Below are 24,581 nucleotides of genomic sequence, written 5' to 3'. Positions count from 1 at the left end.
GGGTACTCCTTAATTGCGGGCAGCGAACGCCAGAACGGCGGCGATAATATGAGAAAGCTGGGCTTGCAAAGCGCCGGCGCGGTCTGCGTCAAAGGGCGTGGGCCAATTATCCAAATCAACTGTTGACGGCTCATCCATATAGCCGCGACAAGCCAGTTCCATCTGGATGGCGTGTACCCCAATAAGCGGCTGACCATAGTGGCGAGTGGTCCAGCCGCCCTTGAATCGGCCATTCAGGACATGGCTGAAACCGCTTTGTTCACAAACGCTTTTTACCGCTTTGCTTAAAGCCAGATCGCAGGTGGTGTCGTCATTTGTGCCGATATTGAACTGCGGCAGTTCACCTTCAAACAGGCGCGGTACATTTGAGCGGATTGAGTGCGCATCATAGAGTACAACCGTGTCATGGACCGCTTTCAGACGCGCGATCTCGGCCTCAAGGGCTTCATGATAGGGATCAAACCAAACGGTACGGCGATGGCTGATTTCAGTCTCATCCGGTGCCCAGCCGTGCCGATACAGAGGCTCACCATCAAAGGTAGTGGTCGGACACAACTCCGTCGTCGCCTGCCCCGGATAGAGCGACGCGCCGGACGGATCTCGGTTCACGTCTATAACTGTGCGCGACATCGCCGTGCGGACGGTGGTCGCCCCCATGTCACGCACAAAGCTGTACAACTGATCAATCCACCAGTCGCAATCCTTACGCGCCCGCCACGGATCAACCAGACGCGCTTCGATATCGGGCGGAATCTCCGTGCCGGTATGCGGAAACGCGACGATCAGCGGGGCGTCGCCGCGATGGATTTCAAGGCCACTCATGCCGCGACATCCGGCAGTTTAAGTTCGGCCACCGCGGCAATCGCGCCTGAGCGCACCAGGGTGATTGCCTTCTGCATATCCGGATGGAAATGGCGGTCGTGATCCAGCGACGGCACCGCCCGGCGGGTGAGTTCACGCACACGCTCCAGAGCCTCAGATGAGGTCAGCGGCGCGTGGAAATCAACCCCTTGCGCGGCCGCCAGAAGCTCAATCCCGATGACGGCAAAGGCGTTTTCGCACATCTCCATCAATCGGCGCGCCCCGTGGGCGGCCATGGAGACGTGATCCTCCTGATTGGCTGAGGTCGGTATAGAATCAACGCTGGCCGGATAGGCGCGCTGCTTGTTTTCCGACACAAGGGCCGCCGCCGTAACCTGCGGGATCATGAAGCCGGAATTGAGCCCCGGACGCGGTGTCAAGAATGCGGGTAAGCCTGACAACGCCGGATCAACCAGCATTGCAATGCGGCGTTCCGACAGAGACCCGATTTCACACACCGCCATGGCGATCATGTCAGCAGCGAAGGCGACCGGCTCGGCGTGGAAATTTCCGCCAGACAGGGCCTCATCCGGGTCCGTGAAAATCAGCGGATTATCCGTCACGCCATTGGCTTCGGTCAGGAGCGTCACCGCCGCCTGACGCAGGATATCCAATATCGCGCCCATGACCTGCGGCTGGCAGCGCAGACAGTACGGGTCTTGTACGCGCTCATCGCCCTTGAGGTGGGAGGCGCGGATGGCCGAGCCGCTCATTAACTCCCGCAAAGACGCCGCTGTGTCGATCTGGCCCTTATGGCGGCGCAGATTGTGGATGCGCGCATCAAACGGCGCATCCGATCCCTTGGCCGCTTCGGTCGATAAGGCCCCGGTGACCAGCGCCGTCTGCATCAGAACTTCGGCTTCAAACAGACCTGCCAGAGCGTTGGCGGTCGAAAACTGCGTGCCGTTGAGCAGCGCAAGCCCCTCCTTCGGGCCGGGGGTGAGCGGCGACAGACCGGCTGAGGTCAGGGCCTCCATCGCGGACATAACCACGCCGGACGCGTCTATATCGCCCACCCCGATCATAGCGGCTGCCATATGCGACAGAGGTGCCAGATCGCCTGACGCGCCCACACTGCCCTGACACGGCACCACCGGGATCAGGTCGTGATCGAGCATGGCCTGCATCAGTTCCAGCGTCTCAGGCCGAATGCCGGAGGCGCCCTGGGCCAGACTGACCAACTTAAGCGCCATCATCAGGCGCACCACCGATTTGGGCGACGGCGCGCCAACCCCGGCAGCATGGCTGAGGATGATATTACGCTGCAAGGTCGCAAGGTCCGCATCGTCGATGCGCGTCGAAGCCAGCTTACCAAAGCCGGTATTGATGCCGTAGACCGGCTCACCTTTTGAGAGGATGCGGCTAACAGCAGCGGCACTTTCCGCGACCTTGGGCAGGCACTGCGCATCCAGCCGGAACGTCGCCCCGCGATAGATGGCCCGCCACTCAGCTAATGATACCGCGCCCGCGACTAGAACCAACTCACTCATAATGTACTCCATTGAAAACGCGCGCGAAAAGTGGATTAAAGCCGATGCGGTAGACCAGTTGTTCCGGCGTCTCGACGTCCCAGATCGCCAGATCACAGGCCTTTCCGGCTTCAAGACTGCCGGTTTCAGCGTGCAGGCCCAAGGCACGGGCCGCGTGCAGCGTCACCCCCAGCAGGCACTCATCGACCGTCATACGAAACAGGGTCGCGGCCATGTTCATGACCAGCAGCAGCGACGTCAGCGGCGACGTGCCCGGATTACAGTCGGTCGCCAGCGCCATCGGCACGCGGGCGTCGCGCAAAGCCTGAATCGGCGGCAGCTTTGTTTCCCGCACAAAATAAAACGCCCCCGGCAGCAGGGTCGCCACCGTGCCGGACGCCTTCATGGCGGCGATGCCCGCCTCATCCAGGTATTCAAGGTGATCCGCCGACAGGGCGCTATATCGCGCCGCCAGTGCCGATCCGCTCAGGTTCGATAGCTGCTCGGCATGGAGTTTAACGCGCAAACCCTCCGCCCGCGCCGCCTGAAATACCCGCTCGGTCTGAGCGGGGCTAAATCCGATGCCTTCGCAAAATACATCGACCGCATCGGCCAGCCCTTCGACGGCCACAGCCGGGATCATGACCTCGCAAACTTCAGTGATATAGTCGTCAGCGCGACAGGCATATTCCGGCGGCAGGGCATGGGCACCCAGAAACGTCGTTTTGATACGCACCGACCGTAAACGCTCTAACGCCCGCGCCGCCCGCAGCATCTTAAGCTCATCCTCAAGCGTCAGGCCATAACCGGACTTTATCTCAATGGTTGATACCCCCTCCGCCAACAGCGCATCGAGCCGCGGCAAGGCCTGGGCGATCAGCTCCGCCTCACTGGCCGCGCGGGTCGCTTTCATGGTCGAAACGATCCCGCCGCCCGCGCGGGCGATCTCTTCATAGGACGCCCCTTCAAGCCGCAGCTTGAACTCATGGGCGCGGTCGCCGCCGTAGATAAGGTGGGTGTGCGGATCAATAATACCCGGCGTGATCAGCCGCCCCCCAACGTCATAAACCCTGTCAGTTTGCAGATTATCCCGCGCTGGCCCGGCATAGACAATGCGCCCATCAGCCGCCGCCACCACGCCGCCGTCAATGATGACAAAGCCAGTCTCATCCGGTCGCGTGACCAGCAAACGGGCATTTTTCCAGAGGCAATCGCAGTGCATGACAGTCAGCCTGTGTCAGGAGGAAACCATGACGAAAATAAGTCTAGACATTTTTGATAATGTATAGACATATCCATTGGCAAGCGCGATTATGCTGCCGTGCAAAATATTTTTAGGTTACCCGTAAACATCAGTGGAACAACAGGATGAGCCGTTCGCATCTATGGTTTGACCGCGCCCTTCTGAGCCACGGCTGGGCGCACGGGGTACGCCTTAAGATCGAGGGTGGCCGGATCATTTCGATTGCGGCAGACACCCTGCCCGAAGCCGATGATGAGCGCCATGCCATAGGTGTGCCGGGTATGCCCAACCTTCACAGCCATGCCTTTCAGCGGGTGATTGCGGGCCTTACCGAACGGCGGGGGCCAAATGCCGATTCCTTCTGGAGCTGGCGCGAACAGATGTACCGCCTTCAGGGCCGCATCGGGCCGGATGAGCTTAAAATTATCGCTTCGCTGGCCTATATGGAGATGCTGGAGGCGGGCTTTACGCGCGTCGGGGAATTTCATTACCTGCATCACGATCAGGCCGGTCAGGCCTTTGCTGATCCGGCAGAAATGTCGGCCATGATCTGCGCAGCCGCCGACACGACCGGTATCGGCCTGACGCTGCTGCCGGTGTTTTACGCTCACTCCGGTTTTGGTGGTCAGACGCCCACCGCCGGGCAGGCGCGTTTCATCCACGATATCAGCGGATTTTCACGGTTACTTGAGAGTGCACGTCGGCACGCTGCACACCTGCCGGATGCCGTGGTCGGCATCGCCCCCCATTCCCTGCGGGCGGTGACGGGTGACGAACTGAACGCCCTCATCCCTTTGGCCGAAGGCGCACCGATTCACATTCATATCGCCGAACAGACGCGGGAGGTTGAGGATTGTTTGGCCCACAGCGGGCAGCGCCCGGTCGAATGGCTGCTTAATCACCTCACCGTTGATGCCCAGTGGTGTCTGGTGCACGCCACCCACATGACCCAAGATGAAACCCTGCGGCTGGCCCGTTCCAAAGCTGTGGCCGGCCTGTGCCCGATCACCGAAGCCAATCTGGGCGACGGCATTTTCCCGGCGGCAGATTACCTTAAACACGGCGGCAGGTTCGGGATTGGCTCGGATTCCAACGTCCTGATCAGTATGGTTGAGGAACTGCGGATGCTGGAATACCCGCAACGCCTGCACCACCGCGCCCGCAATGTTTTGGCGACGTCTGGCGGCTCGACCGGAGAGCGGCTGTTTTCCGGCGCTCTCTCCGGCGGGGGCCAAGCTTTGGGCACGGGCGCAGGCCTTGCCGTTGGCCACAGTGCGGATATAGTCAGCCTCAAGGCCCGCCATCCCTCACTGGCGGGTAAGGGGGACAAAGACGTGATCGACAGCCTGATTTTTGCGACCTCAACGGGCGCGATTGACTGCGTCTGGCGGCATGGACGCAAATGGGTCAGCGACGGACGGCATGCGACACGTGATGCGATCACAGATGACTATGCTCGCCTGATGGAGCGGCTGTTGTCATGACCGCCCTCAGCGACCCTGGTAAGCCCGCCCTACCGCTGCATGTCCAGATCCGCCGCGACCTTGAGGATCAAATCCGCTCCGGCGTGCTGATGCCGGGGCAAAAGGTGGCTTTTGAGCATGAACTGATGACGGTCTATAACTGCTCACGCATGACGGTCAATAAGGCCATGTCGGCGTTATCGGCGGCGGGCCTGATTGAGCGCCGTAAACGGGCGGGCACCTTTGTCAAACTGCCACGGCTGGACTCTACCGTCATCGACATTCCCGATATCCAGATAGACATTACCGCGCGCGGCGAGTCTTACGGCTTTGAACTGACCGAACGGCGTGTGCGCACCGCCGTGACAGCAAAAGAGCGCGAACTGGCCGGAGAGGATGGCCGCGTCTTATGCCTGACCGGCCTTCATCTGGCTTCCGGAAAACCGCTGGCGGTCGAGGAACGGCTGATCAATCTGGCCGCTGTGCCGCAAGCCGAAGCCGTCGATTTCAGCCACATGTCGCCCGGCCACTGGTTGCTGGAGGCGGTGCCGTGGACGCAAGTGGAAAATGAGATCAGCGCGACCGAGGCCGATGCCGAACTGACGCGACGGCTGGGGATTGAAAAAGGACAAGCCTGCCTCGTGCTCGACCGACGCACCTGGAGCGGGCCTGAGCGCATCACGACGGTGCGCCAGACCTATGACGGCACGCGCTACCGGCTTGTGGCCCACTTTGATACCCTCAGACGCAGCGCCCCGCGGCCTTAACCCTGCGCCCTACTTAACCTGAACATAGGCGGCGACGCCGTGGGGCGCCAAGGAGACCACCACCGTGCCGCTCCGCGCCGTCAGTTGCGTGGTATCCAGCGCGGATGTCCACGCACCCGTCCCGGCCATAGACAGAGTTTTCGGGGCGCCGGTCAGGTTGATCAGCACCCGCGCCTGGGCGCCGTCTTTTTGACGGGCAAAGATCAGATGGTCATCACCGGCTTTGGAGAGAAGGGTGAATTGCCCATCCGCCAGCACCGGATGGTTTTGCCTCGCCAGATAAAGCGCGCGGTAGTATTCCAGCAGGCTGTCTTTGACGCCGGCTTGGGCCGCGACGGTATGGGTAGCGGCATTGACGGCATAGGGACGATAGGGCTTAGAAGCGGTCGTAAAGCCGTGCCCCGCCGATGCATCCCACGACATCGGTGCGCGCAGGCCCGGATCATCATATTTGCCATTATTGGCCATCCCGATTTCTTCGCCATAGTAAGAAAATGGCGTGTCCGATGCCAGAATAGAAATGGCCGCCGCCACACGGCAAGCCCCCTCATTGCCGGCAAACTCATGGATCAGCCGGTCGCCGACGTAACTGTCATGGCTTTGCAGCACCAGCGGCATCAACGGGCGTTTTTCACTACTGAGCACCGCGGCCAGCTTTTCCGACAGGTGGCCTGATTTGGCGCTGTCCTTGATCTCTTTTTGGGTGCCGAACGCAAACGAATTGGTGCAGGCCTCACCGGCATAGAGGGCGGGCTGCTCCGACGCCTCACAGATCAGATAGCGGTTGCCATAGGATTTCACCACCGCGTTTAAATGTTTCAAAATCTCAAGGTTTTCGGGCTGATCCATATAGGCAGTAGGGCCATTTTCCACCAGCATGGTCACGGCGTCGATGCGGAAGCCATCGACGCCCTTATTCAGCCAGAAGCGGAAATTATCAGCATGATAGGCCAGAGCCTTGGGGTTTTTGAGGTTGAAATCCGGCATCTGATCATCGAACAGGCCGTAAAAATAGCCGCCCCCGACCTTATTCTGACGCCACGGCCCCCAGGAAAAGCCCTGCCACTTCGGATCGGTATCCGCGAATATGTACCAGTCACGATAGTGGCTTGATGTAGAGCGTGCCGCATCCAAAAAGATCGGGTTATCATTGGCCGAGTGATTGATCACATAGTCGATGATGACGCCAATGCCGCGCTTATGGGCCTCGGCCAGAAAGCGCTCGAAATCGGCCATGGTGCCAAAATCAGGGTTGATGGCCCGGTAATCCGAAACCGCATAGTTGTGGTCCTTATCGGCTGACGGATGAATGGGCATCAGCCAGATACCGGTCACGCCTAAGCCTTTCAGGTAATCAAGGCGCGCGGTCAGGCCGTTGAAATCACCGATGCCGTCACCGTTACTGTCCTGATAGGAGCGCACGAAGATTTCCATAAAGGTCGCACGCGTGTTCCAGCCTGCCCCAAGACCGGTATCTTTGGGTTGAGCAGCGACCGTTGAGACATCGATGGCGGGCGCGGCTTCGGCGCATGCGGCCGCAGACAGGCATAGCGCAGCGATAGAGGCGGCGAAGGTTTTGAAGGTCATTAGGTTTCTCCCTGAGTTTTAGGGAACAAACCACACGGCGCATCGCCTGCCTACCATGCCCGCCGATGAATACGTATGCAGGTGGTCAGAGAACTTTGGCCCGGCAATTTTGCGCCACATAGGCCCCATGATCGGGCAGGCCCGCCACTGTGGTGCTGAGGAGCTGGCGGATATTATTCATATATTCGGCGAGCTTGTCGTCGCTCACCGCCAGGGTCAGGGGCGACGGTGATTTCGGGATAATCCCCTGCCCGATCAGTACCTGCGCCCAGTTGCTGTCGCGGAACAGGTCGGCCTCTTCGATGATCAGACGGCCATGCTCACGGAAATAGTCGATCTTGTGCGCCAGACTATCGGGGATCGCCATAGTGCGGCAATGGTTCCAGAACTCGCTGTCGTCGCGCTGCGTCGCCTTATAGTGCAGCACCAGAAAATCGCGGATCAGCTCATATTCATGGGCGGTCAGGCGGTTATATTCGGCGATCTCACGCGCACTAAACCCCTTATCCGGAAAGAATTTTAAGAACCGGGTCATGCCCGATTGCACCAGATGGATACTGGTCGATTCCAGCGGTTCCATAAAGCCGGACGACAGGCCAAAGGCGACGCAGTTTTTGACCCAACTGGCTTTGCGCCGCCCTGTGGTGAAGCTTAGGGTTCTGGGGTCAGCCAAGGCTTTGCCGTCCAGATTAGTCATCAGGATATCGCGCGCCTCATCCTCGGCCATAAAGGCGCTAGAGAACACATGACCATTGCCGATACGGTGCTGCAAGGGAATGCGCCATTGCCAGCCCGCGCTATGGGCCGTGGCGCGCGTGTAGGGCAGCAGCGTCTGCGTTGACGCGCACGGCACAGCAATCGCCCGGTCGCACGGCAATACGTGCGTCCAGTCCTCATATCCGGCCTTGAGCGCGCCCTCGATCAACAGCCCCCGGAAACCGGAGCAATCGATAAACAGGTTGCCATTGATTACGGCCCCATCGCTCAGGGTCAGACTGTCGATAAAGCCATCCTCGGCCCGCAGATTGACGCCGGCAACCATCCCCTCGCGCCGCGTGACCCCTTGCGCCTCGCACACCCGCCGCAGGTACTTAGCCAGCAGCCCCGCATCGAAATGCCAGGCATGGGTAAGGCCTGCCATCGGCGCGTTTGGAAGCTGTTTCAGCGGCGCAAACCGGCCCGCCTGAGCGGCCAGATCATTGAGGCTGTAGTCCCACAGAGATCCGCCCCGCCCGGCCAGATGTTCTTTCAGCCAGTATTCGTAAAACGGCACGATACCCAGATCACGGCCCGGACTGCCGAAGGCATGGGTGTAGCGATGCCCCTTCTGGTACCAGTCGACAAATTCGATCCCCAGCTTATAGGTGCCCTGAACCGCCGCCAGCATCTCATGCTCAGGGATGCTCAGAAAGATAAACAGATTGGCCAGTGGCGGGATGGTCGCTTCGCCCACCCCGACCGTGCCGATCTCATCAGACTCAACCAGCACAATCTCCATGGACCGGTTGACCACCCGCGCCAGCATGGCCGCTGACAGCCAACCCGCCGTGCCGCCGCCAACAATCACTACCCGTTTAATCGCCTGATCGTTCATGGGGCGCTTCCTGTTTTCCCGCCAATCTGCCTCAATATTAAAGAAAACACCTGCCGAAATTGCTTCCGGCAGGTGCCTGCTCACTCTGGTCTTTTATAGGATTTAGAACTTGTAGCTCAGGCCCACCAGATAGGTGGAACCGTACTTCTCTTCCTTGACCACGTTGTTGCCCTTATAGAGATAGAACGGCTCATTGGTCAGGTTGGAACCGGACACCGAAATGGCCAGATCCTTCAGCGGGCCATCCTGGAAGGTATAGCTCATCTGGGCATCGACGACCGTTTCCTCACGCACCGTGCGGTTTTGCAGGGCGTTGGTGAAGTCCGGCACTTCGCCGGTGAAGTCGCCGCGGTAACGGCTCGACACCCGCGCCGAGAAGCCATGCTTTTCGTAATAGACCGTGCTGTTGATGATCTTTTCCGACAGGCCCGGCACCGGAATGACGGCGCTGCCCGACGGATTGATCTCAGAATCGTTGAAACTGGCGGTCAGGATGGCGCCGAAACCATCCAGAATCGGATGGATCATTTCCCCCGGCACCGAGACGGTGAACTCCGCCCCCTTGATCCAGCCGCCTTCGCCATTGGCCTGCGCCGAGGTGATGCCTATGCGGTTGGCGTCCGCCAGCGAGCAGACCCAGATATTGGTGACCGGATCAATGCGCTGAACCGTGTTGTTCGTGCCGGATTCATAGCATTTGCTGGGCAGCGGCGCGCCCGTATAGTCCTTAAGCACTGTGCGGTTATAGATGAACGATGTCAGATCCTTATAGAACAGGGCCGCCGACACATAGCCTTTACGGCCGAAATACTTCTCAACCGAAAGATCAAAGGCATTGGCTTTCCACGGACGGATCTGGGCGTTGCCGCCATTACCCGACCAGCCATAGGCATTGCCACTGAACAGCACGGGCGCTTCGGTGTTCATCTTGGCATCGTAGGTGGTGCCCGCCGACATGTCATCCATGCGCGGCCGCGCCAGTGTGGTGCCTGCCCCTACCCGCACCGTCATGTCTTCGGCAACCTGAAAGTTGAGGTTCAGGCTCGGCAAGGTTTCCATATAGTCGTCGCCATCGGTGACGATGCGACGTTCCGTGTCACTGAGGAACAGTGAGGTGGCTTCCTGCTCGGCCTTTTGCACCTGAATGCCGACATTACCGCTGACGGGAATACCAAACAGCGTCGTGTCGATATCGCCCTTAAGGAAGATGACATCGATGGTTTCCGACACCGACCAGTCGCGCTTCAGTTCGGTGGAATCGGTCGATTGCACCAGCGTAAACAGGCCGTCGCGGTACATGGCCAGCGAGTCATAGGAAATCATGCCCGATGTATTGCCAAGGAAGGACGCATCGGTCGTGCCCAGACGGTATTTTTCCGGCACCACCAGTTGGGCGACCGAGCCTAGACTCATATAGGCGGCATAGTCGTCCTTGGACTTGGTATGATCGTTGCGGCTGGCGCCAAAGGTGACCTTATTGATCGGTCCGGCACCGACGGTGCGTTCCACCGCCAGCTTGATGATGTCCATCTCATCTTCGACGTGCGGTGCCCGGAAGAAGCCCGCCCGGTTGGTCACCCCGCCCCACCCGCCCGGATCAGTCAGGAAGACGGTGTTAAAGTCGGAATAGTCGAGCACGCCTGACAGCACATAGGCATTGTTCTCACCGGTGTTGCGGAAGTCGATGGTGTCGGTAGCACCACTGCCCGAAGGGCCTGTGCCGGCGGTCGATTCAATGATGATATCGTCGCGTTCTACCTTTTGGGTCGAGATATCGGCGATCAGAGTCCACTGATCGTTCAGATTATAGACCGTGTTAACCCCAAAGGCCTGCACGGTCGACTGGCGCTGGTTGGTGTAGTTTTCTACCACCGTCTTGACGCCGGTAAAGGTGCCAGAGGTCACATAGCCGTCCTCAGTCGTATAGCCCGGTTGCAGGGCCGATGACGACCAGTACAGCGGATATTCAAGGCGGGCTATACGCTGCAATTCTTCAAATTCGGAATAGTAGGCATCAAAGGTCATGCGCAGGCGATCATTAGGCCGCCATTCGACCACCGCCATATAGCCGTCACGCTCAAGGTTTGAGGACTGAACGGCACTTTTCTGGCCGCCGGGGATGAACTCACCGGTAGACAGGGCCGGAAGATCACCGTCACCCCACGGCTCAAGGCGCGTGACCTGATAGGGCGAGGTGGTGCGGGCATAGCCAAGCGCCACGCCCAAAGTCTTGTTAAAAAACTGATCGATATAGTTGATCGAATAGCGCTCGCCCTCATTGCTCAGGCCCGCGACCGCGGCCTCTTCGGAGTTGAACTCCTTACGCACATTAAGGGCAATGGCGCGCTTGCCATAGGCCAGCGGGCGCACGGTTTGCAGGTCGGCGGTACCGGCAATGCCCTGGGTGGTCATGGCGGCATTCGGGGTTTTATAGATCAGCACCTGATTGATAAGTTCGGACGGGAACTGGTCAAATTCGACGGAGCGATTGTCATTGGTCGAGACCTGCTCACGCCCGTTCAGGGTGGTCACCGTATAGTCAGGGCCAAGGCCGCGGATCGACAGGGTCTGGGCGCGACCATTGGTGCGCTGGGCAGCGATTCCCGGCAGGCGCGCGATGGATTCGGCGATCGACTGATCCGGCAGCTTACCGATGTCTTCGGCAGAGACCACTTCGACGATATTGGAATTGCCCTTCTTGGTGGCTATGGCGTTCTGGATACCCCGACGGATGCCGGTGACGACGACTTCGGTGACATCGGAGTCCGCCGCAGCCACGGGTGCAGCGTCCTGCGCAAAGGCGGGTGCGGAAAACCCGCAGGCCACGGTAAGGGCGATAGCGCTGACCGCCAATTTCGCTGTGGCCAGTTTTTTAGGTTTACGAATGTGGGGGGATTCAGAGCCTGAGATATAGAACATGTGAGCCTTCCTGGTTGTTATTATAAAAGCTTTTCGCAACACAGACGACGACGCACCGCCTCCCGCGCAATAGGCGGAAACACGCGGCGGCTGCGTAGAAAATCTGTGTCCCTGTATTTTTATTCTCAGCTTTTGCGAGGCTCTTGCGGCCCCATGAGGCATTTATCTACATGGGCGCCTAAAATTTGCAAGTGTTTGCAAAATTACAGACAGTTTAGGAAGTGCTTTGCCATGCGCTGTGGCCAAGAGGATACAATTACGGCCCATTTCGGCGCTTAAATCGTATATTTTGTTTGATTTACCGCATTGCAGCGCGAATTTCGGCCTTAGAATTCTTGAAATATTTTTTGCAATATAATGCAAATTTATGCAAATCCATGCAAAATTTCACGCCGGAAACGATGGTTGCGCTAACATTTTTGAGCTAAAAAAACGGCTATCCGCCGCACGACTCACGCACCACCAGTTCGGTGGATAAACGCTCAGAGCGGATCTCGGTATTCGACAGGGCACCGATCAGTTTGGAGACCATCAGCTTACCGGCCCGGCTTAAGTCCTGAGAGATGGTCGTCAGCGCCGGATGGGTAAAACTGGAAAGCTGGATATTGTCATAGCCGACGACCGAGACATCTTGCGGCACCCGAAGTCCCGCCCGCGTCAGCCCCTTAATGGCCCCGACCGCAATGACATCGGAGGCGGCAAAGACGCCATCGATCTTAATGCCCTTAGCCAGCAAACCCGCAATGGCAGCTTCTCCGGCGGCTATATCAAAGTGCGCCGGCACGACCAGACGCGGATCGAATTCAAGGCCATAGTCACTCAGGCCATTAACATAGCCCTCATAGCGCTGCTTGATTTCCGGCGCTTCGGTATCGCCCAGAAAGACGATTTTACGCCGCCCCAACCGCGCCAGATGGGCCGTGGCCCGCGCCCCGCCCTGGACATTGTTGGACCCGATCGAACAATAGGTCTGCCCGTTCAGTTCAGCCCCCCAGACAATGAACTTATGCGGCCCTCTGGCCAGTTGGTTGAAGCGTTCGTGAAAATAGCTCTGGCCCAGAAAAATCACCCCGTCGGCGCGGATGTTCTGCATCAGTTTCGACAGGTCATGCTGGTTGCGCGGCGTCAGGTGCGACAGCAACAAATCGCAGCCCATGTCGCGGGCCGCCTCCCCCACCCCTGAGATCAGCTCCAGATAAAACGGATCGTTAAAGCGCCCCTCGCGTCCCTGCGGCGGCGGAATGACAATGGCAATCGTCGCCTGAATACCACTTAAGGAAATGGGCAGGTCATGGCCGGAAAAGTAGTGGTTTTCGCGCGCAATATCCCAGATTCGCCGTTTGGTCACACGGTTGATCGCCGGTGAATCATTGAGCGCCCGCGATACGGTCGCCACCGACACACCGGCGATTTTGGCCAGATCTTCCAGACGGGTCTTAGTTTTATTCACGAAATTTACGCTCAATACTCAGAGGTGGGCCGGTTCCTGCCGCTATAGAGTGCCAAGCCGTCAGTGGCGTCAAGAACCTTCCGAACCCATCCCTAACTGCCTATCTGGATTTTGCCGCCACAAACCGGATGGCCTGCCCGCCACCGGGTGCGAGCTTAAGCGTCAGGCGGTCGGCGGCGGTCACCGTCTTTTGCTCGATGACATGGTGGTGGCGGGTATCGGTGCGGTAGTCAGTATCGTCCGCGTCACGATATATTTGCGCCATATAGACCTTGCCCGGCTCAAGGAAACTGAGTGTCACCTCAAGTGTGCGGCCCGCCTCATCGGTGGCCGCCCCCAGATACCAGTCGGCCGAGGCCTTATCCTTACGGACGATGGTGACATAATCGCCAACTTCACCATTGAGCACCTGAGTGTCCGCCCAGTCGGTCGGTACATCCTTAATGAACTGGAACGGTTTCATGTGCTTGCCGTAGTTCTCAATCGTATCCGCCGCCATCTGAATGGGCGAATAGATCACGACATAGAGCGCCAGTTGCCGCGCTACGGTTGATTGCAGAGGCTGGCCCGCGCCCTCAAGGCTTAAGACCCCCGGCGTATAGTCCATTGGCCCGGACAACAGGCGCGTAAAAACCAGATTGATCTCATGCTCCGGCGGATTGGGCGGCTGGCCCCAGGCATTATACTCCATCCCGCGCGCACCTTCGCGTGCCACCCAGTTGGGATAGGTCCGGCGCAAGCCCGTATCCTTGATCGGCTCATGCGGATTGATGGCGATTTTGCGCTTGGCGGCCTCAACGACGACTTTCAAATGATGACGCGCCATGACCTGACCGTCATGCCAGGTGTAGAAAATATTACCGTCGGCATCGCGGGCCTTAACCCCGCCCGCGTCAGCGACATATCCGGTCTTGATGCTGTCGATGCCGAGGCGCTGATAGAGATCAAGCGCGGCCTCAAGCTGCGGCTCGTAAACCGCGATATTGCCCGCCGTTTCATGGTGGCCAACGATATGGACCCTCTTCTTTTTGGCATAGGCGGCCAGTTCTTCGATATCGAAATCAGGATAGGCCTTGGTGAAATCAAAGTCATTGCCGCTTGCGAACCAGTCGCCGTCCCACCCCAGGTTCCAGCCTTCGACCAGCACCCCGCGCAGGCCGTTTTGGGCCGCAAAATCAATATAGTCCTTGGTCTTCTTCGTGTTGGCGCCATGCTTTGGGCCGGAGCCCCAGGTGTTGTTATTCAGATGCATATCCCACCAGATGCCGACATATTTGTAGGGCTTAACCCAACTCACGTCCCCCAGCGCATTGGGTTCATTGAGGTTCAGCACCAGATCATTTTCGACCAGCCCCCCGGCCGTATCGGCCATCTGCACGGTGCGCCACGGGGTGTTAAACGGGGCCGTGCGCGTAACCTTGGGGCCATCGCCATGAGGCGACAGATTGGCCTTAAGCGTTTGCCCGCTCACCCGACGCAGCCACATCGCTGAGTAATCCACCAGCGCGGCTTCGTGAAACGCCATATGCAGGCCGGAGGTGGTTTTGAGGGTTATGGGCGTATGGGCCTGACTGACCTCAGTAAGCGGGGTCTTGTTATAGAGATACTCATAGCGGTTCCATTCCCCCGCCGGTATCCACCAGGCGGTTGCCGGTTCCGCGACCGCAAACTCGGTCAGTTCCTCAACGATCTTCACCGTCTTTAACTGCGGCTGGTCGGGGAACTCATAGCGAAAGCCAAAGCCGTTGTCATAAAGCCGGAACACGACCGTCAACTGCCGCTTAAGGCCGGTCTTTTCGGTAAAGCCAAGGCGCAATTCGTTATAATCATTGCGTACAAACTGCCGCTCCCCCCACGGCAGTTCCCAGGTCTCATCGTGGCGGGATTGCGCCTGCGAGGTCAGGGCCATGTTGCGTTCCAGCTTAGGCTGATCGGCCAGAATGAAGCCCAGCTTTGAGGGCGAAATGACCTCAACACCCTTGCGATCGATAGCATAGGTGATGTGGCCTTCATTGCCGGTCATGATGCGCACCGACAGTTCCCCGCCGGGTGACGTGGCGGTAGCAACCTGATCCGCCTGCGCGGCCATTGTAACCAGCAGACTGGCGATCAGAGCGAACACGAATAGAAAGACGGCTTTTAATAAGCCCGTGGCGAGTGATATGCGCATGACGTTTCCAACGATTGCGCGCCTTTGTGAGCGGCGCTTTATGGAGGCGACCATAACCAGCTTTTGCGCAAACGCCGCCTGAATACGTATTCATGACCGGCAACCGTCTGTGAATACGTATTCGCGTTGCACCGGCGTCGCCTCAATGAAATAGGCTTAACCCTAAGATGTGGTCGCAAGCTGCGCGTGAATGTTGTCCCTGACATTTGCGCACAGTGTGTGGCCACGGTCTTTAGTATCGGGATTGATCTGGCGGGTGCCGTTAACACCTGACAGGGGTCAGTCCTGCGGCTCATGGATGGTAACATTCATGAGTGCCTGTAGTTTACGGCTCATTTTGGTGGGTGGTAAGCGTCTTTCTCAGCACACCTGCCCCTTGTCCGTATGCGATGGACAGGGGGTATTTTTTTGCCCGCAAATCACAGGAAAACCGGGCCTTAAGGTTTTGTAACCCGCCTGCATACGTATTCACATTGCCGGTAGGTTTCCAAATCCATATGACAGGTGAGACGCGTTTTTCAGGGACAACGCGACGGGTGACTTTCAGCACCCACCATAATTAAAAACAGTTCAAACACATGTCACGCACAGCCCAAATCAGGGCTTTAGCGAACGGCAGGGAGCTTACCCATCATGACGTCCAAACTACCCAAAACCGTTGTCCTTTTGATGTGCAGTGCTGCCACCGGCGTATTGGCTATGACCGCCGCCGCTCAAGACACTGCGTCCAACGCCGCCCACACGCCCAACCAGATCGTGCAGAAAGAGGCCACTGACGGCCCCGGCGAGGTTTCGCCCTGGGCCTATTCGGCCAAGCAGGGGATCGGCGCATCCTATGAAGCCTATAAGGACTTCCACTATTCAGACGATGCCGCCACCGGCAAGGTGTCAAAGGTATGGTTCTCACTGGCCGACGGCATAGTCACGGAAACCATGTCCGGCCTGATCCATGAGGCTCAGATCCGCGAACTTCAAATCGCCATTGCCGGTAAAGGCTATGTCGCGCTGGAGGCCACCGACACGACCTCAAAGATTGAATATATCCATATTGATTCTGAGGGCCGGCCGCTGTCGCCCGCCTACCGCCTGACCAATACCGATAAGCAGGGTCGGTTCGTGATCGTGAAAGACATCTTCACCGATCCGGACCAACAGACCTTGATGATGCGCGTGACAGTCACGGCGCTAAAGGGGCCGGTCACGCCCTATATCGTGCTTGATCCCTCAGTCGCCAATACCTCCGGCGACGATCAGGGCCGCGCCAGCCCCGCCGCCTTGCAGGCGTTTGAAGGCAAAGCCGCTTTGTCGCTCAAAGCCAGCGCGCCCTTCAAAAAAGCCACGGTCGGCTTTACGGGTAAGGACGGTTTGGCTGATTTACTGGCGGCCAAAAAATTCGGCAAACTTTCGTCAGACACCGGCGGCGTCAAAGGCAATATCCGCCTGATCGGTGAGTTGCCGCCAGTCACCTCAAGCACGACCTTTGATGTCGCTCTGGGCTTTGGCGCGACCCCTGCCGCCGCTGATGCTGAGGCTGCCGCGACCCTAAAGACCGGCTACACTAAGGTTCTGGCCAATTATAATGGCGAAGGGGCGGCCATCGGCTGGGAAGACTATCTGGCCTCACTGAGCGAGTTGAAATCCCTCATTCCGGTGACCGAGGATAACGGTAAGTTGATCTATGCGTCGGCACTGGCGCTTAAGGTTCAGGAAGACCGCACCTATTCCGGCGCCCTGATTGCCTCTCTGTCTAATCCGTGGGGCGATACGACAACGCCCAAGGTTGGGGCCACCGGCTATAAGGCGGTCTGGCCGCGCGACTTCTATCAGGTGGCGATGGCGATGGCCGCACTAGGCGATAAGGAAACACCGGTTGCGGCCTTTCGTTATCTGCCCAAGGTTCAGGTCGGCCCGCACACGCCGGGCAATAAGGGCGACGGCGGCTGGTATCTGCAAAAAGCCCATGTTGACGGCACGCCCGAATGGGTCGGCGTTCAGCTTGACCAGACGGCCATGCCGATCATGCTCGGCTGGAAGCTAGAAAACCTTGGCCTGATCTCAAAGGACGAACTGATCGGCTCATATAAAACGTCACTGAAAAAAGCGGCCGATTTCCTGAGCTTTGGTGGCACGCCCAACCTTGGCTGGAACAACCAGAAAATCACCCCGCCCTATAGCCAGCAGGAGCGCTGGGAGGAACAGGAAGGCCATTCGCCGTCCACCACCGCCGCGGTGATCGCGGGTCTGCTGGTGGCGTCCGATATCGCCACACAGGCCGGTGATGCCACCTCTGCCGCGACCTATAAATCCAAAGCGCTCGACTATTCGGCTAAGCTGGATCAGCGCCTTTACACCACCAAGGGCGAAGTCACCGGCAGCCCGCAATCTTACTATCTGCGCATCAGCCGGTCTGAGGACGCCAATAATCCCGGCGCGCAGGATGAGCGTAACGGCCGGGTCGGCCTGCGCGGCGACAAGGTCATCGATGCCGGATTCTTAGAACTGGTGCGCTACGGCGTGCGGCCGGCCACTGATGCGAAAATCGCCCAGTCTCTGACTGTCATTGATGATGAAAGCCTCGCGGAAAACCTGCGCGTCAAATACACGTTTGAGGGCAAGTATCCGGGTTTCCGTCGCTACGGCAATGACGGCTACGGCGAAGATCAGGTCACCGGCGGCAACTACGCCGTCTTTGGCCAAAGCTCACCCAACCAACGCGGCCGCGTCTGGCCGATCTTCACCGGCGAGCGCGGTCACTACGAAGTCGCTCTGGCCGCAGCCAAAGGGGCAACGGATGCCGATATTGCCCGCATCCGCGACACCTATGTGGCCGCAATGGAATATTTCGCCAATGATGGCCTGATGCTGCCTGAGCAGGTCTGGGACGGGGTGGGCGCGGCCTCCCCCCACGGCTATGCGGTAGGCGACGGCACCGACAGCGCCACGCCTCTGGCCTGGAGCCATGCCGAATATGTAAAGCTGCTGCGCTCGGTCCACGACCGTAAGGTGTGGGATCATTACCCGGTCGTGGCGGATCAGTTGACTAAATAGCAGGTTTAGAACTCCCCCTCTTGGAGGGGGAGCTTTGTGGGTATCTTTGATACACGCAAAGAGGGGGTAAATAACTCAGAAGGCTTGACTAAGCTTACTGTTTTGCCCCTCACCCTAACCCTCTCCCCGCTTGCGGGGAGAGGGAGTTAATCTATCCCCCGCAGGATTCCCGAATAATCAACTGCGTCGGGATGCGTTTTAACTCCACTGGGTGACCGCTGATCAGAACATCCAGCGCATCGACCAGCACATGGGCGGCCTCAGTCGTATCCTGCCGCACCGTCGACAGCATCGGGCTGGTGCAGGTGCAGACCCACAGGTCGTCAAACCCCATGACCGACACGTCCTTTGGTACTGACCGTCCGGCCCGCAGCAATTGCTGGATGGCCCCCACCGCCAAAAGGTCAGCCACAGCAAACACGGCATCGAACGCGACGCCTTGCGACATCAGGCGCTCAATCGCCGCCACACCGTCCTCACGCGAAATAAAGCAGTCGATCATCAGTTCCGGGTCCGGCGTGATCCCGGCCTCGGTCAGGGCGCGAACATAGCCTTCAAAGCGTTCCTTATATTCCAGATGACTAGCCGACGGCTCGCCCAGAAAGGCAATCCGGCGACGCCCCAGACCGATCAGGTGCTTGACCGCGCTATAGGCCCCGCCTTCGTTATCTGAGCCGATGACCAGATTGGGATGCTCAGGGATCACCGGCCCCCACAGCACCCACGGTTCCCCCATCTCGCCCAGCACCGCAACCTTTTTGGTGTAGGTATCATAATCATTATAGCCCAAGAAAATAATTCCATCGGCCCGGCGCGCATGGCCGTAGTCCGAGCCCCAGTTATCGCTTTGCTTTTGCAGCGACACCAGCACATCATAGCCTTTTGATCCGGCGTATTTCAGAATCGATCCGATCATCGGCATGAAGAACGGATTGATCGGACTGTCGGTCTTATCCATGTCCTCGGAAATGAGGACCGCGATGGTGTTGATCTTTTTGGAACGCAGTTTGCGGGCATTGACATCGACGGTGTAATTCAATTGGGCGGCGGCATCGACCACGCGCTGGCGCACCGCCTCACTGACAACCCCGCCCTGACTGAGCGCGCGCGACACCGTCGCCTGAGATACCCCTGCAAGGGCCGCAATATCAAAAGACGTTGGCCGTTTTCCGGTCATTATTTATCCCTGTAACGCCGTTTGGCGTGCCCGAACAAGATAGAGCAATTTACGTCTTAGACAAGGCGCGCCTCAACCGCATCGCGCACGCTCAGCGCATAGTGACGTAAACGTCAACGGCACTCATTTTTTGAAAAGATAATTTTACGGAACGGCTCGTCTCAGGCATCGTCTAGGTAGGAGGCTTTTATGGTTTCTGCGCCGGGACACATTGTAAGCTGGGTAGGTACTCAGATTTTGCCGCATGAGGCTGATGTGCGCCGGTGGCTGTTGCGCGCCCGTTTGGGACGCGATGACATCGAAGACATCCTTCAGGAATCCTACTGTCGGATGGCGGAACTGATAAGCGTGGATCATATCTCTTCGCCGCGGGCCTATTTCTTTACGGTCGCCCGCAACATCGCCCTGATGCGCTTAAGGCGCGCGCGGATCGTGAGCATGGAGTCAGTGGATGAGATCGATCGGCTGGAGATCAGCAGTGATCTGCCCTCGCCGGAGCAGGTGACGGTGGCCCGGTCGGATCTGGCCCGTCTCAAGCGGGTGATCGCAGGCCTGCCCACGCGCTGCCGCCAGATATTTGAGATGCGCCGGATTGAAGGCCTGCCCCAAAAGGAAATCGCCCGGATCATGGGCCTGAGTGAACATATTGTTGAAAATGATGCGGCCAAGGCCCTTCGGCTTATCATGAAAGAGATAGCGTCCGAAGACAGCCGTTTCCAACCCCAAAAGGAGTTTAAGCGTGGCACCGACGCCGGTCGAAACTAGCGAGCAGATTGAGCACGCGGCCAGTCTATGGGCGGTAAAGGAATATCCTTTGTCCGCTGATGATGAGGCCGTCTTGCAAGACTGGCTGGCGGGCGATCCACGCCGTCGGGGTGCGCTGTTGCGGGCGCAGGCGGGCTGGCACGCCCTGTCGCGGGCGCGGGCCCTTGGGCCGTCGGCGGAGTGGCAGGGGGCCTCACGGTTGCCAGTGCCTAACCTGTCACGGCGCAGGCTGTTTGCGGCTGCGGGCGGGCTTGGGCTGGTGGCCGCCAGTGTGCTGGCCGTGATTGGGCTCAGGACGCATGAGACCATGACCCATACCGGTGAAATCCGCCGCCTGCCCATGAGTGATGGCTCGATCGCCGCTATGAACACCGAAAGCCGTCTGCGCATCGACATGGCCGAGACTGAGCGCCGCATTGAACTGGTCAAGGGCGAAGCGTGGTTCAAGGTCGCCAAGAACAAAGAGCGGCCCTTCATCGTCGCGGCTGGCACGGCGCGCGTCAGAGCGGTTGGCACAGCCTTTTCGGTCAAGAAGCTTGAGGACGGCGTTGAGGTTCTGGTGACCGAAGGCACGGTCATGGCCTGGTCCACCCAAGATGGCGGCGATGAGCGGGCGATACGGCTGAATGCCGGTGACCGCACGATCATCAGCGATCATAAGCCCGCGCACATTCGCCACGCCCCCGATGATATTGACGACGATCTGGCCTGGCGTGAAGGCCAGATTGCCCTGAACGGCAAGAGCCTGTCAGAGGTGGCGGGCGAGTTCAATCGCTACAACCAGATCAAGATTGTCATTCAGGACAGTGATCTGGCCAAAGAGCGCCTGATTGGCCGCTTAAGCGCCAATGATCCGGAGGCGTTTTCCAATGCGATCCAGCAAGCTTATGGTGCCAACATAAGCCGAACCGAAAAAATAATCCTCATAGGGACAAAAAAATGAATAACGGCGTACGGAAGTGCGCGGGCAAGACATCGTAGTTAAAGAAGGCCTAAAGTCTTCGAAAATAAAAAAGCGCGACACAGCGCAAACATACAGGGATTATTTTAATGACGAATGCATTCATGCGCGCGTTTAACGGCCCTTTGCTGCTCGCCAGTGGGACGTTGCTTATGGTTTCGGCTTCGCCTGTTCTGGCTCAGAACGCGGTCAAGTCATTTAGTGTACCGGCGCAAGCGGCTGAAAAAGGGATACCTCAGTTCGCCCAGCAGGCCAATATCCAACTCATGGCCCCCGAAAAACTCGTCAAGGGCAAGCAGACTTCGGCGGTTGAGGGCAATATGCCGGTGCGCGAAGGTCTAGAGCGCCTGCTGGCAGGCACCAACCTGACACCGGTTACCCAGTCCAACAATATCATTGTCCTGGCCGAAAACACCCCGGCGCCTGCGGCCCGCGCGCCGTCCGTCATCAAGACCGCCTATGAGGCGACCGCGACCGCTGCGGACGAACCGGTCAGTGACGGCGATGTCACCGAAGTTATCGTCACCGGTATTCGCGGCTCGCTCAGCAAGGCGCGCTCCATCAAGCGCCGGGCCCCGAACGCCATTGAGAGCATCGTCGCCGAAGATATCGGCAAGATGCCGGATCTCAATCTGGCCGAATCCATCCAGCGCGTTCCGGGTGTGGCCATGTCACGCGAAGGCGGCGAAGGCCGTAACATCACCCTGCGCGGCTTTGGCCCGGACTTTACCCGCACCACGCTCAACGGCATGGAAGTGCCCGCCAGCAGTGATGGTCTCGATACCGGCGGTGTCACGCTGAATGCCGGACGCGCCTTTGATTTCCATCTGTTTGCGTCAGAGCTTTTCAATCGCATCGACATCGAAAAGAGCCAGAAGGCTTCCACCGAAGAAGGCGGCATTGCCGGTACGGTCAATCTCTATTCGGCCCGCCCGTTCGATTTCCGCAAAGACTTCACCGTCTCGGCCTCGGCTCAGGGCAATTACAATACCCTGAACAAGAAGGTTGATCCGCGCGTCGCCTTACTGGTGAGCAAGACCTTTGCCGACGGAAAGTTCGGGGCTCTGGTCTCCATCGCCGCCTCTGAGCGCACCGTGCATCAGGAAGGCTATTCCAGCGTCCGTTGGACCTCACCGTTCGTCAACGGCGATTCCTGGGCTGATACCAATCCGACCGTCACCGGCACGCCTTCTGGCGATTGCGGTGCGGCTGATCCGCTCGATTGCCTGTGGGCACCACGGCTGCCACGCGCCGACTATTTCGGCAATGACCAAAAACGGGTCGGCCTGACCGGCTCATTTCAGTACCGGCCGTCTGACGATCTGCTGATCACACTCGATGTGCTCCATTCGGAACTGACTAATGATCGCCTGAGCTATAATTCCATGGAATGGCTGCTGACCCACGGCGTTGCCGGAAACTATACCGGCCAAACACCACGGTCCTTTACGGTCGGTGCCGATGGCAAGACCCTGGTGGCCGCCGCCTTTGACGATGTCACCTCCTGGTACGAAAGCCGTCATCAGAAGTCAGAGTCGGCCTTTGATCAGGTCGTCCTGTCGGGCAAGTATAATGTCAATGACAGCCTGACGCTTGAGGCCATGATCGGTAAGGCGGTAGATGACGCCGACCGCTCGGAACTGCGTTTCTATTACCGCTCGGTGCCGCACTATTACGCCTATGACTACAGTGGCAACGAATATGTGCCGGAAATCAGCTTCGGCAGCTATGACCCCAACAATGCCGACAACTATATCAATGCCCAGACCGCTTCTAACCGCATCAACACGGTCAAGAAGGAAAACTTCACCTCACGCTTTGACGCCACCTATGCGGTTGATCGCCTGTCGATTAAGGCAGGCCTGAGCTATAATGACCGCACGGTCAGCTATACCGAAGGCTTGGGTGCTGCCCCGACCTTTGATCCGTCGGACTATACCAAGCCGTTCCCGGTGTCCGATTTCGGTGATGGTCTGGATGGTCCCGGCCTGTTGCCGTTCCGGGTGGCTGATTTCGACGCCATTGCCGCCGCAGGCATTATACCGGCAGGCTATACCAACAATGCCGGTGCCGCCTGGAAAGTCGGCGAAGAAACCATCGGCGCTTACGGCGAGATCAATGCCGAATTTGACATCGCCGGTATGCCGCTGCGCACCAATGCGGGCTTGCGGTACGTCAAGACCAATGTGACCTCTCAGGCTCTGGTCAGCGGCACGCCGGTTGAGGTCAATGTCTCCTATGACAACTACCTGCCGTCGATCAATGCCGCCCTTGATGTCCGCAGCGATCTGGTGGTGCGGGCCTCCTATGGCCGCAGCATGACCCGCCCGGGCCTGAGCACGCTGAACATTGCAGGGCCTGTGTTTGGCTATACCACCCGCACGGTCGGCAATGTCGGCAACCCGTCGCTGAAACCCTATGAGTCCAACGATCTTGATCTGGGTGTGGAATGGTACTTCGGCAGCGAAGGCCTGCTGGCCCTGACCGTGTTCAACAAAGACATTGTGCGCTCATTGCGGACGGATGTTGTCACCCAGATGATCGATCCGTCGTTCTGGCCGGCCATCTATGCAGATCCGCTCTATGACACGTCTTATAATGCCGATCCGGCGACTGTGCCCTATACCTTCACCATCCCGGTCAATAATGATGACGGCAATAACGTCAAGGGCTTTGAAATCACCTATAACCAGCCCTTTACCTTCCTGCCGGGGATATGGTCGAACTTCGGGGTCGCCTCCAACTACACCCATGTTGAGGCCGAGGATTCGACGGGTTTGTCGCCCAATTCGTACAATATGACGCTCTATTACGACACCGAGACCTTCGGGGCCCGTCTGTCGGTCAACAAGCGCGACGACTATCTGCTGAGCGAACCGGGCGGTAATGGTCACGTTCAGGAGCGTAAATACGGCCCGACCCATGTTGATCTGGCGTCGTTCTACAATGTCACGCCCCGTCTGACCCTGACCTTTGAAGGCATCAACATCACTGATGAGGTCGAGCGCATCTATGGCACTGGCGATACCGGCAGTATGGACCTGACGCGGGAATATACCCACACCGGTGCCCAGTGGATCTTGGGCCTGCGTTATAAGTACTGATAG

Annotated in this window: 15 protein-coding genes; 6 read left to right on the top strand and 9 right to left on the bottom strand. The window is 58.4% G+C overall.

Annotated elements, in window-relative coordinates:
- Window positions 1–9: 9 nt before the first annotated feature.
- Genes hutG through hutI form a run of 3 tightly spaced genes read right to left on the bottom strand, consistent with a single transcriptional unit; the run spans window position 10 to window position 3,552 of the window.
- Window positions 10–822: an N-formylglutamate deformylase gene (gene hutG / locus IE102_RS08100; RefSeq protein WP_189485877.1), complete on the bottom strand. Its 813-nt coding sequence runs from the start codon at window positions 820–822 to the stop codon at window positions 10–12.
- Entirely contained in the window at window positions 819–2,363 is a 1,545-nt protein-coding gene (gene hutH, locus IE102_RS08095) for a histidine ammonia-lyase (RefSeq protein ID WP_189485876.1), read from the bottom strand. The genes hutG and hutH overlap by 4 nt, the downstream gene beginning before the upstream one ends.
- Window positions 2,344–3,552, bottom strand: a complete 1,209-nt coding sequence (gene hutI / locus IE102_RS08090; RefSeq protein ID WP_189485875.1) for an imidazolonepropionase — start codon at window positions 3,550–3,552, stop codon at window positions 2,344–2,346. The genes hutH and hutI overlap by 20 nt, the downstream gene beginning before the upstream one ends.
- A gap of 146 nt (window positions 3,553–3,698) precedes the next feature.
- Between hutI and IE102_RS08085 the strand changes: the two genes are divergently transcribed.
- Both IE102_RS08085 and hutC read left to right on the top strand, forming a co-directional pair.
- A complete protein-coding gene (locus IE102_RS08085; protein ID WP_189485874.1) occupies window positions 3,699–5,057 on the top strand; it encodes a formimidoylglutamate deiminase in 1,359 nt (452 codons plus the stop codon).
- The gene (gene hutC / locus IE102_RS08080; protein WP_189485873.1) at window positions 5,054–5,803 is read left to right on the top strand and encodes a histidine utilization transcriptional repressor HutC; all 750 of its coding nucleotides are present in this window, start codon (window positions 5,054–5,056) and stop codon (window positions 5,801–5,803) included. The genes IE102_RS08085 and hutC overlap by 4 nt, the downstream gene beginning before the upstream one ends.
- Window positions 5,804–5,812: 9 nt before the next feature.
- On the opposite strand, the gene IE102_RS08075 is transcribed toward hutC, so the two are convergent.
- From IE102_RS08075 to IE102_RS08055, 5 genes are all read right to left on the bottom strand, one after another.
- Window positions 5,813–7,390, bottom strand: a complete 1,578-nt coding sequence (locus IE102_RS08075; RefSeq protein ID WP_189485872.1) for an alpha-amylase family glycosyl hydrolase — start codon at window positions 7,388–7,390, stop codon at window positions 5,813–5,815.
- Window positions 7,391–7,475: 85 nt separating this feature from the next.
- Window positions 7,476–8,984, bottom strand: a complete 1,509-nt coding sequence (locus IE102_RS08070; RefSeq protein WP_189485871.1) for a tryptophan halogenase family protein — start codon at window positions 8,982–8,984, stop codon at window positions 7,476–7,478.
- Between the two features lie 102 nt (window positions 8,985–9,086).
- Window positions 9,087–11,903: a TonB-dependent receptor gene (locus tag IE102_RS08065; protein ID WP_189485870.1), complete on the bottom strand. Its 2,817-nt coding sequence runs from the start codon at window positions 11,901–11,903 to the stop codon at window positions 9,087–9,089.
- Between the two features lie 436 nt (window positions 11,904–12,339).
- On the bottom strand, window positions 12,340–13,353 hold the full coding sequence (locus IE102_RS08060; protein ID WP_189485869.1) for a LacI family DNA-binding transcriptional regulator: 1,014 nt from the start codon (window positions 13,351–13,353) through the stop codon (window positions 12,340–12,342).
- A gap of 100 nt (window positions 13,354–13,453) precedes the next feature.
- On the bottom strand, window positions 13,454–15,523 hold the full coding sequence (locus tag IE102_RS08055; RefSeq protein WP_189485868.1) for a glycoside hydrolase family 97 protein: 2,070 nt from the start codon (window positions 15,521–15,523) through the stop codon (window positions 13,454–13,456).
- Between the two features lie 633 nt (window positions 15,524–16,156).
- Here IE102_RS08055 and IE102_RS08050 point away from each other — a divergent pair.
- A complete protein-coding gene (locus IE102_RS08050) occupies window positions 16,157–18,571 on the top strand; it encodes a glucan 1,4-alpha-glucosidase (RefSeq protein WP_189485867.1) in 2,415 nt (804 codons plus the stop codon).
- A gap of 151 nt (window positions 18,572–18,722) precedes the next feature.
- Here IE102_RS08050 and IE102_RS08045 read toward each other — a convergent pair whose 3' ends face one another.
- The gene (locus tag IE102_RS08045) at window positions 18,723–19,748 is read right to left on the bottom strand and encodes a LacI family DNA-binding transcriptional regulator (protein WP_189485866.1); all 1,026 of its coding nucleotides are present in this window, start codon (window positions 19,746–19,748) and stop codon (window positions 18,723–18,725) included.
- A gap of 189 nt (window positions 19,749–19,937) precedes the next feature.
- Here IE102_RS08045 and IE102_RS08040 point away from each other — a divergent pair, with 189 nt between their 5' ends.
- The 3 genes from IE102_RS08040 to IE102_RS08030 all read left to right on the top strand — a co-directional run bounded on the left by IE102_RS08040 (window position 19,938) and on the right by IE102_RS08030 (window position 24,578).
- Window positions 19,938–20,513, top strand: a complete 576-nt coding sequence (locus tag IE102_RS08040; RefSeq protein ID WP_189485865.1) for an RNA polymerase sigma factor — start codon at window positions 19,938–19,940, stop codon at window positions 20,511–20,513.
- Window positions 20,488–21,456: a FecR family protein gene (locus IE102_RS08035; RefSeq protein ID WP_189485864.1), complete on the top strand. Its 969-nt coding sequence runs from the start codon at window positions 20,488–20,490 to the stop codon at window positions 21,454–21,456. The genes IE102_RS08040 and IE102_RS08035 overlap by 26 nt, the downstream gene beginning before the upstream one ends.
- Window positions 21,457–21,563: 107 nt before the next feature.
- Window positions 21,564–24,578, top strand: a complete 3,015-nt coding sequence (locus tag IE102_RS08030; protein WP_189485863.1) for a TonB-dependent receptor — start codon at window positions 21,564–21,566, stop codon at window positions 24,576–24,578.
- Window positions 24,579–24,581 lie beyond the last annotated feature (3 nt).

The organism is Asticcacaulis endophyticus, from assembly GCF_014652575.1.
Classification (GTDB): Bacteria; Pseudomonadota; Alphaproteobacteria; order Caulobacterales; family Caulobacteraceae; genus Asticcacaulis; species Asticcacaulis endophyticus.
The sequence above is the reverse complement of the archived record's forward strand: the minus strand, read 5'-3'. Positions and strand labels throughout refer to the sequence as shown.

Excerpts from the sequence above, each read along its gene's own strand:
- IE102_RS08050 (WP_189485867.1), top strand. The coding sequence starts at position 16,157 with ATGACGTCCAAACTACCCAAAACCGTTGTCCTTTTGATGTGCAGTGCT.
- IE102_RS08045 (WP_189485866.1), bottom strand. The coding sequence starts at position 19,748 with ATGACCGGAAAACGGCCAACGTCTTTTGATATTGCGGCCCTTGCAGGG.
- IE102_RS08085 (WP_189485874.1), top strand. The coding sequence starts at position 3,699 with ATGAGCCGTTCGCATCTATGGTTTGACCGCGCCCTTCTGAGCCACGGC.
- IE102_RS08040 (WP_189485865.1), top strand. The coding sequence starts at position 19,938 with ATGGTTTCTGCGCCGGGACACATTGTAAGCTGGGTAGGTACTCAGATT.
- hutI (WP_189485875.1), bottom strand. The coding sequence starts at position 3,552 with ATGCACTGCGATTGCCTCTGGAAAAATGCCCGTTTGCTGGTCACGCGA.
- hutH (WP_189485876.1), bottom strand. The coding sequence starts at position 2,363 with ATGGAGTACATTATGAGTGAGTTGGTTCTAGTCGCGGGCGCGGTATCA.
- hutG (WP_189485877.1), bottom strand. The coding sequence starts at position 822 with ATGAGTGGCCTTGAAATCCATCGCGGCGACGCCCCGCTGATCGTCGCG.
- IE102_RS08070 (WP_189485871.1), bottom strand. The coding sequence starts at position 8,984 with ATGAACGATCAGGCGATTAAACGGGTAGTGATTGTTGGCGGCGGCACG.
- IE102_RS08075 (WP_189485872.1), bottom strand. The coding sequence starts at position 7,390 with ATGACCTTCAAAACCTTCGCCGCCTCTATCGCTGCGCTATGCCTGTCT.
- IE102_RS08030 (WP_189485863.1), top strand. The coding sequence starts at position 21,564 with ATGACGAATGCATTCATGCGCGCGTTTAACGGCCCTTTGCTGCTCGCC.
- hutC (WP_189485873.1), top strand. The coding sequence starts at position 5,054 with ATGACCGCCCTCAGCGACCCTGGTAAGCCCGCCCTACCGCTGCATGTC.
- IE102_RS08065 (WP_189485870.1), bottom strand. The coding sequence starts at position 11,903 with ATGTTCTATATCTCAGGCTCTGAATCCCCCCACATTCGTAAACCTAAA.
- IE102_RS08055 (WP_189485868.1), bottom strand. The coding sequence starts at position 15,523 with ATGCGCATATCACTCGCCACGGGCTTATTAAAAGCCGTCTTTCTATTC.